The 11,879-nt window shown below is 64.7% G+C and carries 10 protein-coding genes; 4 read left to right on the top strand and 6 right to left on the bottom strand.

The window, feature by feature from the left end:
• Window positions 1-19: 19 nt before the first annotated feature.
• Window positions 20-1,795: an amidohydrolase gene (locus GEV02_RS24005; protein WP_152840483.1), complete on the bottom strand. Its 1,776-nt coding sequence runs from the start codon at window positions 1,793-1,795 to the stop codon at window positions 20-22.
• A gap of 14 nt (window positions 1,796-1,809) precedes the next feature.
• Entirely contained in the window at window positions 1,810-2,706 is an 897-nt protein-coding gene (locus tag GEV02_RS24000; protein WP_070270913.1) for a DMT family transporter, read from the bottom strand.
• A gap of 124 nt (window positions 2,707-2,830) precedes the next feature.
• Here GEV02_RS24000 and GEV02_RS23995 point away from each other — a divergent pair, with 124 nt between their 5' ends.
• The gene (locus GEV02_RS23995) at window positions 2,831-3,757 is read left to right on the top strand and encodes an AraC family transcriptional regulator (protein WP_328595906.1); all 927 of its coding nucleotides are present in this window, start codon (window positions 2,831-2,833) and stop codon (window positions 3,755-3,757) included.
• Here GEV02_RS23995 and GEV02_RS23990 read toward each other — a convergent pair.
• Window positions 3,747-4,250, bottom strand: a complete 504-nt coding sequence (locus GEV02_RS23990) for a DUF1993 domain-containing protein (RefSeq protein WP_152840482.1) — start codon at window positions 4,248-4,250, stop codon at window positions 3,747-3,749. The two genes, GEV02_RS23995 and GEV02_RS23990, sit on opposite strands and share 11 nt — an antisense overlap.
• 168 nt (window positions 4,251-4,418) lie before the next feature.
• Here GEV02_RS23990 and GEV02_RS23985 point away from each other — a divergent pair, with 168 nt between their 5' ends.
• Complete coding sequence (locus GEV02_RS23985; RefSeq protein WP_235922910.1) at window positions 4,419-4,967, top strand: TetR/AcrR family transcriptional regulator; 549 nt, start codon at window positions 4,419-4,421, stop codon at window positions 4,965-4,967.
• A gap of 23 nt (window positions 4,968-4,990) precedes the next feature.
• The gene (locus GEV02_RS23980) at window positions 4,991-5,971 is read left to right on the top strand and encodes an alpha/beta fold hydrolase (RefSeq protein WP_152840480.1); all 981 of its coding nucleotides are present in this window, start codon (window positions 4,991-4,993) and stop codon (window positions 5,969-5,971) included.
• Here the strand turns inward: GEV02_RS23980 and recQ are convergent.
• The 3 genes from recQ to GEV02_RS23965 form a co-directional block, all read right to left on the bottom strand.
• Window positions 5,955-7,778 carry a DNA helicase RecQ gene (recQ, locus tag GEV02_RS23975; protein ID WP_152840479.1) on the bottom strand — a complete coding sequence of 608 codons (1,824 nt, stop codon included), beginning with the start codon at window positions 7,776-7,778 and terminating at the stop codon, window positions 5,955-5,957. The genes GEV02_RS23980 and recQ overlap by 17 nt on opposite strands.
• A 39-nt stretch (window positions 7,779-7,817) precedes the next feature.
• Window positions 7,818-8,654 (bottom strand): undecaprenyl-diphosphate phosphatase, encoded by an 837-nt coding sequence (locus GEV02_RS23970; protein WP_152840478.1) that lies wholly within the window; start codon window positions 8,652-8,654, stop codon window positions 7,818-7,820.
• A 183-nt stretch (window positions 8,655-8,837) separates the two neighbouring features.
• Entirely contained in the window at window positions 8,838-10,958 is a 2,121-nt protein-coding gene (locus GEV02_RS23965; RefSeq protein WP_152840477.1) for a pre-peptidase C-terminal domain-containing protein, read from the bottom strand.
• A 197-nt stretch (window positions 10,959-11,155) separates the two neighbouring features.
• On the opposite strand from GEV02_RS23965, the gene GEV02_RS23960 reads away from it, so the two are divergent.
• Entirely contained in the window at window positions 11,156-11,503 is a 348-nt protein-coding gene (locus tag GEV02_RS23960) for a hypothetical protein (RefSeq protein WP_152840476.1), read from the top strand.
• The last annotated feature ends 376 nt before the right edge of the window (window positions 11,504-11,879 follow it).

Genomic DNA, 11,879 nt, shown 5'->3' with positions numbered 1-11,879 from the left:
TTATCTAAAGGCCGACATCTTAACGCATGCTCTTGGCCTGATACACAATTTTGCCGCCCACCATAGTCTGCAGCACCTTGATGTTGGCGATGTCCTCGGCCGGGATGGTGAAGAAATTCCGGTCCAATACGATCATGTCGGCCAGCTTGCCCGGCTCCAGCGAACCGGTAAGCGCCTCCTGGCGCAGCGTGTACGCGGCGTTGAGCGTGATGGCGCGCAGCACGGCGGCGCGCGGCATGCCGGGCTGCGGTCCCAGCGTGCCTTCGTACTCCTTGCCGGCGTTGGGCGCGGCGGTGCGGGTCACGCCGACCTTGAGCGCGAACCATTCGTCGAGCGGATCGACCGGCCAGTCGCTGCCATAGGCGATGCGCGCGCCGGCGTTCAGCAGCAGCGCCTGCGGTTCGACGATGGCGTAGCGCTGCGGGCCCATGTAGTCCTTCAGCGCGCCCACGGTGTCGGGCGCCGGTTTCCCCCACTGGAAGGACAGCACCGGCGTCACATCCAGTTTGGCGAAGCGCGGGTAGTCGGCCGGGGCGACGATTTCGTCGTGCGCCAGCGCGGGGCGCATGGCCTTGCCGGCGGGCGTGGCGCGCAGGGCTTCGATGGCGTCCAGCGATTCGCGCACGGCGCGGTCGCCGTCGACGTGGATGTGCGGATCGATGCGGGCGTTGGCCAGTTCGGTCAGCGTGGTCCTCAGCGCCTCGGGCGAGAAGTAGCTGGCCGGGCCGGTGCTGGCGCCGGGCTGCCAGTCCGGCTTGTCCGCCGTGCCCTTGTTGACCAGGTAGGGCTCCAGCATGGTGCCGGTGAAGGCCGGCGCGGAGATCACGCCGTCCATGAACAGCTTGGCGTGGCGCACCTGCATCGATGGCGCGACGACGGTCGGCCCCTGGTCGAACTGCTTCTGCTGCTTGAGCAGCTCGGCCACCGCGCTTTGCGGCGTCGCGCCTTTATCGAGGTCGATCAGCACCGCGAAGTGCGCGCGCGCCGTCAGCTTGCCCTGCTTGTGCAGGTCGGCAAAGGCGGTCATGGTTTCGGGATCGGTGTAGGCGTCGAGGAAGCTGGTGATGCCCTGCTTGCGCATCGCCGCCAGCGCGGCCTTGGAGGCGGCCAGGTTCTCGGCCACCGTCAGCGGCGGCAGCAGGTTCATAGCCATGTCCTGCGCGGCGTCTTCCAGCAGGCCGGTGGCTTCGCCCTTGGCGTCGCGGGTGATCTTGCCGCCGGCGGGATCGGGCGTGTCGCGCTTGATGCCGGCCAGCTGCACGCCTTTGGTGTTGAGCAGCGCGGAGTGGCCGAAGGAGGAGCGCACGATGACGGGGCGTTCGGTCTTGAGCGCGTCCAGCGTGGCGGCGGTGGTTTCCACGCCGTCCGGCAGCATCCCCTGCTGGAACCAGTTGACCACCACCAGCCAGCGGTCGGCGCCGGATTTCTTGTCCTTGTCGATGCAGGCCTGGATGCGCGACTGGAACTGGGCCACGGTCAGCGCTTCGTAATCGAGGCTGCAGTTGAGCAGGCGGCTGCCGCCCGACTGCGGGTGCATATGGCCGTCGATCAGGCCGGGCATCAGCATGCGGCCGTGCAGGTCGATCACTTTGGTCTTCTTGCCGGTCAGCGGTTTGGCGCCGGCATTGTCGCCGACGTAGACGATGCGGCCGGCGCGCACGGCCAGCGCCTGCTGCACGCTGTCTTTGGCGTCGACGGTGTAGATGTAGCCGTTGCGGTAGATGGTGTCGGCCGGTGCTGCGGCGGCCGTCGATCCTGTGAATGCCAGCGCCAATGCGACGACGTATCGGTTCATGCGTTCCCCTGTTTTTATGCGGCTCCCATCGCCTTGGCGCGCGGTGCCAGCGGCAGGAACGCCAGCAGGTTCCCCGCCAGTACCAGCGCCAGCCCGGTCAGGGCGGTCGGCGTCCAGTGGTAGCCTTCATAGATCGTTGAAATGGTCAGTGCCACGATGGGGAATAATACCGTGGAATAGGCCGCACGGTCCGGTCCTATGCGGCCGACCAGCAGCAGGTAGGCGGTGAAGCCGATCACCGAGCCGGGGATCGCCAGGTACAGCAGGGCGCCGACGTAGCGCGTGGTCGGCTCCAGCGCGAACGGCATGCCCAGCGCCAGCGCCGCCACGCCCAGCGTGGTGGAGCCGATCAGCATGGCCCAGCTGTTGGTCAGCCACGGCGTCAGGCCCATGGACTGCATGCGGCTCGACAGCAGGTTCCCGCACGAGAAGCACAGCGTGCCGCCCAAGGTCAGCGCGAGGCCCATCATCACTTTGCTGTCGTGCCAGTGGCCCGCCATCTGCGGCGCGAACAGCAGCACGATGCCGGTCAGGCCGAGCAGGGCGCCCACCATCACCTGGCGGCGTATCGGCCGGCCGAGGAAGATGCGGCCGTTGATGGCGTTCCACAGCGGCGCGGTGGAGAACACCACCGCTTCGAGGCCGCTGGTGATCCACTGGCTGGCGTAGTAGAAGCACAGGAAGTTCAGGCAGAACAGCGCCATGCCCTGGGCGAACAGGTAGCGCCAGGCCTGGCGCGGCGGCCACCACGGCTTGCGGGTGACGAGCAAAAATCCCATCAGCACGGCGGCGGCCAGCCAGAAGCGGTAGGCGATCGACACCGGCGCCGGCACCACGCCGAGCTGGAAGGTGATGGCGATCCAGGTGGTACCCCAGATCAGGACGGTGAGCAGGTAGAGGAAGATATTCATGCCTCCAGCATGCCGTGCGGGCGCGGGCGGCGCTTGTCTGAAATTGCGCAAATCGGCCGGCCGCCAGCGGGGAGTGGGCGCTCCGTGCTAGACTTTAAGCCAACTCTTACTGAATGACCGCGCCGTGCCAGCCCGTCCTCTGAACGCCACCGATGCCTCCCCCGCCCGCGCGCCGGACGGGCTGATTTCGCACGCGGTATTCCGCACCATGTCCGAAACGGACGCGGTGCTGGAGCGCTTCGCCTGGCTGGGCGACGAGCTGGCGGTGGCCATCTGGCGCCGCGACACCGAGGTCGCCGAGACCAGCTACAACAAGCCGGGCCACCATACGCTGTCCTACTACATGGGCGGCGGCTACCGCACCGAGCGCGACGAACTTCCTGGCTTGTACGGCGCGCCGGAGCGTCTGTGCACGCTGCCGGACTGGCACGAGTCCAGCTGGACGGTGCGCGGACCGCTGCGTTTCCTGCACGTCTACTTCCTGCCCGAGCACTTCACGCGGCGCGCGGTGGTGGAGCTGGACCGCGAACCGCGCGAGCTCACGCTGGCCGACCGTACCTACTTCGAACATGAGCGCATCGGCAAGCTGTGCGCCGGGCTGGCGGATATGTCGTGGGAAGGCGCGGACGGCCAGCTGCGCGCCAACGAGGCGGCGCACGAAACCCTGAGCCATCTGCTGCTGTCGCAATCGATGCCGCAGCACCAGCAGCGCGTGCGCGGCGGACTGGCGCCGGTGGTGCGGCGGCGGCTGGCCGACTACATCGAAGCGAACCTTGGGCAGAATATCTCGCTGGGCATGCTGGCGCAGCTGGCGTGCATGTCGGAGTACCACCTGGCGCGGATGTTCAGGATTTCGTTCGGCATGCCGCCGTCGGCGTGGATCGCGGCGCGCCGCGTGGAGCATGCGCGGCTGCTGTTGAAGACCACCGACCAGCCCTTGCAGCAGATCGCCGACGCCTGCGGCTACGCGGACCTGAGCCACTTCAGCCACCGCTTCCGCGACAGCGTGGGAGCGCCGCCGAGCCGTTACCGCAGCATCGTTACAGCCTAGGTTTTTCGAACGAGAAGCCGGGCGCGTACAGGTGGTAGCCGTCGAAGTCCTGCTTGCCGATCTCCGCGCCGTGGCTGCGCGCGATCGCGTAGGCCATGCTGAAGTGGAAGTAGAAGTTGGGCAGGATGTAGAGGTTCAGGTATTCGTCGGCCGGCAGCGCGATGTCGGCGAAGCCGGCGCGGTCGCGGCAAACGCGGTCGGCCGGGCCTTCGAACTGCTGCGGCGGTATCGCGGCGATATAGGCGATGGTGTCGTCGACCTGCTTCGCCAGCGCGGCAAAGGACACTTCGGCGCCATCGAAGCTCACCGGCGGCAAACCCGCCAGCGGGCAGCAGCCCCGCAAAGCAAAATTGGCCGTGGCCCGCACCTGCGAGGAAAACGGCAGCATCTCCGCGTGCAGCCGCGCGCCAAGTATCTCCGGTCGTGCCTTCGCCTTTTCGATGACGCCCGCCAGTTGAGCGAGGTAGCGGTTAAAAATTGTCGGTGTGTTCATAGCTTGCAAGTCTAACCCAGTCTGCTTTTTTTTGACTACGCTGTCCTCAAACACGGCGATTTGCAATCTGATATAGAATTGGGAACCGATTTGTTCCATATTTAATCCATGCACCCACAAACCGCCCCATCGCGTGGCCGGCCGCGCGAATTCGAGCTGGAACACGCCTTGCGCCTCGCCATCGAGGTATTCCGTCAACGCGGCTATACGGCCACTTCCATTGTCGATCTGATGGAAGGCATGCAGCTGTCGCGCGGCAGTTTTTACAAGGCGTTCCACGACAAGAAAACCCTGTTCGCTGCCGCCTATGATTTGTATGCCGCCGAGGGGAAGGAACGTCTCAGAGCCACGGCGCGCACCGGCGGCACAGGGCGCGAGCGTATCAAGGCGGTGCTTGAGTTATATGCTGAACTTTCGGCCAGCCCTGATGGCCAGCGCGGTTGCCTGGTCGTCGCCACAGCGATCGAATTGTCGCTTCACGATCCGGACATCGCACGCCGGGTGACCGCGTCCTGGAAAAGCACCGAAACCCTGCTGGGTGAATTACTGCGCCAGGCGGAAGAAGACGGCTCCATCGGGATGTTGGAAGACCGCCAGGCGACAGCACGTTCATTGCTATGCCTGATGCAGGGCATGCGCCTGGTGGGCAAGAGCGCTGCACACGGCAAGGCAGGCTTCGTTGCGGTGGTCGGGCAAGCAATGAAGATCATCGACTGAATTCTTCTCTACAAAGGATCATCATGGCAAACACAATATTCCGCTTGCTGCGCTCCGTGCTCGCCGGGTGCGCCGCCGCAGGCATCGCTACCGCCTCCGCCGCGCCTGCTCAATTTCATCACGGCGTCATACTGGCAAACGGCGTCAGGTTGCACTATGTCGAAGGCGGACAGGAGGCGACGGGCGATCCGATACTGCTCATTCCGGGATGGCCGCAGAGCGAATATGCCTGGCGGTTGGTCATGCCGAAGCTGGTGGCTGCGGGCCATCGGGTCGTGGCGCTCGATCTGCGCGGCATGGGCGACTCGGATCACCCGATGGACGGCTACGACAGCAAGACCATGGCCGCCGACATCCATGCCTTCATCGAGGCAAGTGGCCTGGCCCGCGCAGGCAGGCTGCATGTGGTTGGCCATGACGTGGGGGCATGGATGGCATATGCCCACGCGGCCGACTGGCCCGGTGATGTGAAGACCTTGACCGTGATGGAGGCAGCCCTGCCAGGCATTACGCCGCCTGCGCCAGCCGGCATTCCCAGTGATGAAGGAAACCTGCGCTCATGGCATTTCGCCTTCAATCGCCTGCCGGATCTTCCGGAAATTCTGATACAGGGACATGAGCGCGCCTACCTCTCCTGGATTTTTGCGCAAAAATCGGTGCAGCGGTATGTGTTCACACAGGATGCCCTCGATGAGTACACCCGTGTTTTCTCCCAGCCAGGCGGCGCCCGCGCCGCCTTCAGCTACTATCGTGCCGCCTTCAGTGATACAGGCCTGGAACAGAATCGCGTGCGCGCGGCTGCCCGCCTAAGGATGCCGGTGCTCGCGGTGGGCGGCCAATATAGCGTAGGCGCCGGCATGTTCAACACCATGAAACTGGTGGCGGCGGACGTGCGCGGCTTGACGATACCTGGCGCCGGCCACTTCGTGCTCGAAGAAAGTCCCGCCGAGGTGGCGCAGGCGCTGCTGGACTTCGTGGGCGCTCCGCTTATTCCATCTCGCTGATCATGGCGACGATCTCGTCGCCATACGACGCCAGCTTTTTCTCGCCGACGCCCGAGATGCCGCGCAGGTCGGACAGCGTGGTCGGTCGCGCCTTGGCGATCTCGCGCAGCGTGGCGTCGTTGAAGATGATGTAGGCCGCCACGTCGTGCGCGCGCGCCGTCTCCACCCGCCACCAGCGCAGCTTGTCGAAGATGGCCTGCTCGCGTGGCGACAGATCGCTCTCCACATAACCTTTCGACGCCTTGCTCGGACTCTTCTGCTTGACCGGCTTCTGGTACTGGCGCAGCTGCACCTTCTGCCCGCCCTTGAGCACCGGCCGCGCGGCGTCGGTCAGCTTCAGCGAGCTGTATTGTTCATGGTCGACCGTCACCAGTCCCAGCGCGATCACCTGGCGCAGGATGGCGCGCCACTCGGCCTCGCTGCGGTCGGCGCCGATGCCGAACACCGACAGCGAATCGTGGTGCCAGGTCTTGATGCGGTCCGTCTCCACGCCGCGCAGCACTTCGATCACGTGGCCGGCGGCGAAGCGCTGGTCGACGCGGTACACCGCCGACAGCAGCTTCTGCACCGGCACCGTGCCGTCGAAGGACACCGGCGGTATCAGACAGGTATCGCAGTTGCCGCAAGGGCCGGAGGCTTCGCCGAAATAATCGAGCAGGCGCACGCGCCGGCAGCTCAGCGTTTCGCACAGGCCCAGCATCGCATCGAGCTTGTTGCCCAGCACCCGCTTGAAGGTCTCGTCGGCTTCCGACTCGTCGATCATCCGGCGCTGCAGCACCACGTCCTGCAGGCCGTAGGCCATCCAGGCGCTGGACGGATCGCCGTCGCGGCCGGCGCGGCCGGTCTCCTGGTAGTAGCCCTCGATACTCTTGGGCAGATCCAGGTGGCAGACGAAGCGCACATTGGGTTTGTCGATGCCCATGCCGAAGGCGATGGTGGCGCACATGACGATGTTCTCTTCGCGCAGGAACTTGGCCTGGTTGGCCGCGCGCTTGGCGTGGTCCATGCCGGCGTGGTAGGCCATGGCGCGCACGCCGTTCTCGTTCAGGAACTCGGCGGTCTCCTCGACCTTCTTGCGCGACAGGCAGTAGACGATGCCGCAGTCGCCGCCATGCTCGGTGGTGATGAAGTCCAGCAGCTGCTTGCGGCCGTTGGCCTTCTCGACGATCTGGTAGCGGATGTTGGGGCGGTCGAACGAGGACACGAACTGCATCGCATCGCCCAGCTGCAGGCGGTGGATGATTTCGGCGCGGGTCTGCGGATCGGCGGTCGCGGTCAGCGCGATGCGCGGCACGTTGGGGAACTGCTCGTGCAGCACCGACAGCTTGATGTACTCCGGCCGGAAGTCGTGCCCCCATTGCGACACGCAATGCGCCTCGTCGATGGCGAACAGCGCGATCTTCGAGGCCTGGAACAGGTTCAGGCAGCGCTCCGTCATCAGGCGCTCGGGCGCCACGTAGACCAGGTCGATCTCGCCGGTGCGCACCAGGCGCTCGATGCGGCTCGCTTCTTCGTAGGTCTGGGTGGAGTTGAGGAAGGCGGCGCGCACGCCCACTTCGGCCAGCGCGTCCACCTGGTCCTGCATCAGCGCGATCAGCGGCGAGACCACCACGCCGACGCCGTCGCGCACCAGCGCGGGAATCTGATAGCACAGCGACTTGCCACCGCCGGTGGGCATCAGGACCAGCGCGTCGCCGCCACCGCTGACATGGCCGACGATCTCCGCCTGCTGGCCGCGGAAGGCTGGGTAGCCGAACACGGTTTGCAGCAGTTGAAGGGCGCGTTCGTTATTTTCCTGATGATCCATTGCTACTACTCGATTCCGACAACAAAACTACAAAAAGGTTTAATCGGCCCAGACGATGACGCCGGTGTAACCGGTGACCAGCACCATCAGGCCGAAGGCGATGCGATACCACGCGAACGCGGTGAAGGTGTGCGAGCTGATATAGCGCAGCAGCCAGCGCACGCACAGGAAGGCCGAGACGAAGGCCGCCACGGTGCCGATCGAGAACAGCGGCAGGTCGGAGGCCGACAGCAGCGCGCGCTCCTTGTACAGCGAATACACGGTGGCGCCCAGCAGCGTCGGGATCGCCAGGAAGAACGAAAACTCGGTCGCGACCTTGCGCGAGAAGCCGAAGATCATGCTGCCCATGATGGTGGCGCCGGAACGGCTGGTGCCCGGGATCAGCGCGAACGCCTGGGCGATGCCGATCTTGAGCGCGTCGATCGGCTTGATGTCGTCGACCGAATTGATGCGGGCCATGGCCGGATTGGCTTTTTCGCGCTTTTCCACCCACAGGATGACGAAGCCGCCGACGATGAAGGCCAGCGCCACCGGCACCGGCGCGAACAGCTTGGCCTTGATGGCTTTGCTGAACAGCACGCCCAGCACGGCGGCCGGCATGAAGGCGATCAGCACGTTGAGCGCGAAGCGCTGCTGCTTCGGGTCGCCCAGGCCGGTCAGCACGGCGGCGATGCGCGCGCGGTATTCCCAGCAGACGGCGAAGATGGCGCCCGCCTGGATGACGATCTCGAACACTTTCATTTTTTCTTCCAGGCCGTGGAAGCCCAGCAGGTGCTCCGCCAGAATCAGATGGCCGGTCGACGAGATCGGCAGAAATTCCGTGAAACCTTCAACCAGGCCCATGATCAGGGCTTTGAGTGCGAGAACGATATCCATGAGGTAAGTAATGAGTTGGTGGGGATGGGGCGCCACGTGAAGCGCCGGGGTCGAAGCTTACCATGTTCGCGGCCCCGGATTCTGAATCTGACTCAAGCGTAATGGGGTTTTCCCCGGCCAGGCAAAAAAAAACGCCCCGGAGCGGGGCGTTGGAAGAAGACCTGGGCAATGTGAGCAGTGCGATTACCAGCTGGCTTGCAGCGTGTACTTGCCGCTGGTGGCGCCGGTGCCGCCGCTGTAGTAGATCACCTTGGCGTACAGCGTACCGGCCGTGCCGTAGCTGACGCTGTCGGCCGAACCGGTGCCGTTGGTGCTGGACGCCACCTTGGTGCCGGCGCTGTTGTACAGCTCCAGGTCGTAGTCCGAGCTGGCGTTCGGCGCCAGGGTCACGGTCAGCGTTTTGCCGGCCGGCAGCACGATCTTGTAGTAATCGACGTCCGACGAGGCGCTGATGGTGCCGTTGACCGTGGTACCGGCGGTGCTGACGGCTTGCGCGGTGGCGGTGGTGTTGTTGCTTTCCACTTCATTGATGGTCGGGCCGCTGACCACCGACGACAGGATGTTCTGCGCCTCGAACTTGGCCTGGAAGGTGTTGGCGTAGCTCAGGTCCGACGGGTACAGCGCCTTGGCGGCGTTGACGATGGCGGTGGCCATGGCCGGCATCTTGATGTTGCTGCCCAGGCCGAAGTGCGCTTCCAGGATGATCTGGTCGATATTGGCGCGCGGCTTGCCGGCGGCGATCAGCGCCACCATCGACTGGTACAGCGGCGCCGACCACAGCTCGTCGGACTGGAAGGTGACGCCGTTTTCCGTCACCGACTGGTGCGCGCCGTAGGTCTTGGCGGCGTTGTACTTGGCGTTGGTGCGGTTCAGCAGGCGGCCGTCCCAGCAGGCGCCGTGGCCGTCCCAGCTGAACGCCCATTCCGGATGGTAGATCTTGCCGTTCGGCGTGCTGTAGGAGTAGGACGCGGCCCAGTAGTCGCCGAAGCCTTCGCCCATGGCGCCGGTGTCGCCGCCGCTCCAGTTCGAGTTGATGTTGGCCTGGATGCCGTGGCCGTATTCGTGCAGGATCACGTCGGCGTCTTCGCTGTCGTTCACGCAGCCGTGGCCGAAGGCCAGGTAGTCCGAGCCGGCGGCGCCGCCGCTGTAGTGCGAGTTGTCGTCGCCGTTGACGCCGTCGGTGTCCACGTCCAGCGGACGGTTGATGATGGACTTGGTGCCGGTGAAGCCCAGCGACTGGATGTAGCGCTGGCTCTGGTCCAGGTGGAAGTAGACGTTGGTGTCGTCGAAGGCGTTGTTGCCGCGCTTGGCCGTCCACACGCCGTTGGTGGTGGTGCTCGGCGCGGTGGCCGGCGCTTCGATATTCTTGATGTTGACGAACGGGCCGCTCAGCTTGTACACGCCGCCGGTCACGGTCAGGTCGCGCAGCGTCTTGGTCGAGTAGGCGGCGTCGAAGGCGGAGGCGGGCGAGGTGTCGGTCAGCGCATCGGTGTTGAGCACGGTGCGCGGATCGGGATCGAAGGCGTAGCCGGAACCGTTGATGCCGGACGGCGTGGCCAGCGCCGCGGCGGCCGATTGCGCGCTCAGCTGCGAGCGCGAGCCCTGGCTGTTGGCCACGGCCTTGGTGGCGGCGGCGCGGTCCAGCACGGGGCCGGCGACGGCGCCGCGTGCGCCCAGCGTGCGTTCGCCGCGGCGCGGCAGCGAGGTGGTGTAGGAGCTGATGACGGTGCCGTCATGCGCGTTCAGGAACTGCACGAAGCCGCCGGTCGGCATCTGCGCCTCGATGCGGACCTTGCGCGCCAGTTGCACGCCGTCCTTGGTCGGCACCCACACCAGTTCGGTCGATGGCGTGGCCACCAGCGGATGCTGCACCTTCATATTGGTCCAGGCTTTGTCCAGGGCCTGGTCTTCGCTGATCTGGGCCTGGTTGTACAGCTGGTTGACGGCGCTGGCGTCCACCTTGTCGGAGATGTAGCGGGTTTCGTTGAAGATCTTTTGCAGCTGGCCGTTCTTGCCGATCGAGATGATGATCTCGGCCCGGTCCACCGGCAGGCCGCGCAGCATTTGCTGGTAGTGGTAGTGCTTGCCGGTCAGGGATTCCTGCACCTTGACCAGGCCCAGGTTGCTCAGCGAGGCGGGCAGGCCGAAGCGGGCGGCATTCTGGCGCAGCACGTCGTCGGCCGAGGTGGCCGCGGTGCCGGAGTACACCGTCAGGTTTTCAACCGAATAGCTGCCGGCGTGCGCGGTACCCGCGTAGGCCAGGACGATCAGAGAGGCAAGTAATGGGCGGGCAAATTGGCGCATGCTGCATGGACTCCTTTAAATGGGATGTAGTTTGGATGCGAGCCTTGTGGGTGCCAAACGAGTATAGCCACGCCTTTTTGCCATTTGTAAAATCAGGCGTTTTTAGACACTTTGTGCGATTCTGTTAAAAATGAGACATAGCGGCGGCGCGCGGGCGGCGCTAAGATGGAGCCCAAATATCCAACGAAAGGCCTTCGATGCAACGACTGTTTTCCCTGCTGCTGCCGCTGGTGATGACGTCCGGCTGCGCGATGGCGCAAGCGCCCAAGGCGATCGAGGATGTGGAGCCGGAGGTGACGCAGCAAGTGGCGGCCGCCGTGGCCAAGATGGCGGTCGATCCGGCGGCAGCGCCCGCCGGCGAAGGAGCGTCGTTGCTGCGCGCCTGTCCGTCACAGGCGGCGCCACCGCTGGAACTGCTGCGGCGCACCGTCGACGGCGAAGAGCGCACCTATCTCTACCGCACCCAATGCGGCAAGCCGCTGCTGGTGTCGGCCACCTACGGGAAGAACGGCGCCATCAAGCGCTTGCAGCTAAAAGCAGAGTAGGGTCAAGTCTGACATTCGGACACGATCTCATCTATCGTCCCCCCCCCCATAAAAAAGGTTCATCGCGGATTGCCGGGAAATGCGGTGTTGGGCGCGTCCATGATCGCAAGGCGCCCGGTTCGCCGGCACGATCAGAGGACACGTGGGGTGGTTGCCGTTTTTTCGGGTTTTACTAGAACGCGATAACCACTGCTGCCTCATGATATCCCTCGATATTTCATCAGAGTTCGCACTAATCGGGAACTAACGGCTACTGAGCGGCTCTAACGAATAGAGGCCTAAAAATTTTAGTATCGGATAGCGTTCGATACGGAAATTTTAGTAAGTCTTAGGACGCTGTAGTCCCCCTTAGCGGTGGTTCGCAGCGCTTAGTCAA

Source organism: Rugamonas aquatica, from assembly GCF_009380215.1.
Lineage (GTDB): Bacteria > Pseudomonadota > Gammaproteobacteria > Burkholderiales > Burkholderiaceae_D > Rugamonas > Rugamonas aquatica_B.
The sequence above is the reverse complement of the archived record's forward strand: the minus strand, read 5'-3'. Positions and strand labels throughout refer to the sequence as shown.

Coding starts and splice junctions, on each gene's coding strand:
- GEV02_RS23960 (WP_152840476.1), top strand. CDS start 11,156: ATGCAACGACTGTTTTCCCTGCTGCTGCCGCTGGTGATGACGTCCGGC.
- GEV02_RS24005 (WP_152840483.1), bottom strand. CDS start 1,795: ATGAACCGATACGTCGTCGCATTGGCGCTGGCATTCACAGGATCGACG.
- recQ (WP_152840479.1), bottom strand. CDS start 7,778: ATGGATCATCAGGAAAATAACGAACGCGCCCTTCAACTGCTGCAAACC.
- GEV02_RS23970 (WP_152840478.1), bottom strand. CDS start 8,654: ATGGATATCGTTCTCGCACTCAAAGCCCTGATCATGGGCCTGGTTGAA.
- GEV02_RS24000 (WP_070270913.1), bottom strand. CDS start 2,706: ATGAATATCTTCCTCTACCTGCTCACCGTCCTGATCTGGGGTACCACC.
- GEV02_RS23965 (WP_152840477.1), bottom strand. CDS start 10,958: ATGCGCCAATTTGCCCGCCCATTACTTGCCTCTCTGATCGTCCTGGCC.
- GEV02_RS23990 (WP_152840482.1), bottom strand. CDS start 4,250: ATGAACACACCGACAATTTTTAACCGCTACCTCGCTCAACTGGCGGGC.
- GEV02_RS23980 (WP_152840480.1), top strand. CDS start 4,991: ATGGCAAACACAATATTCCGCTTGCTGCGCTCCGTGCTCGCCGGGTGC.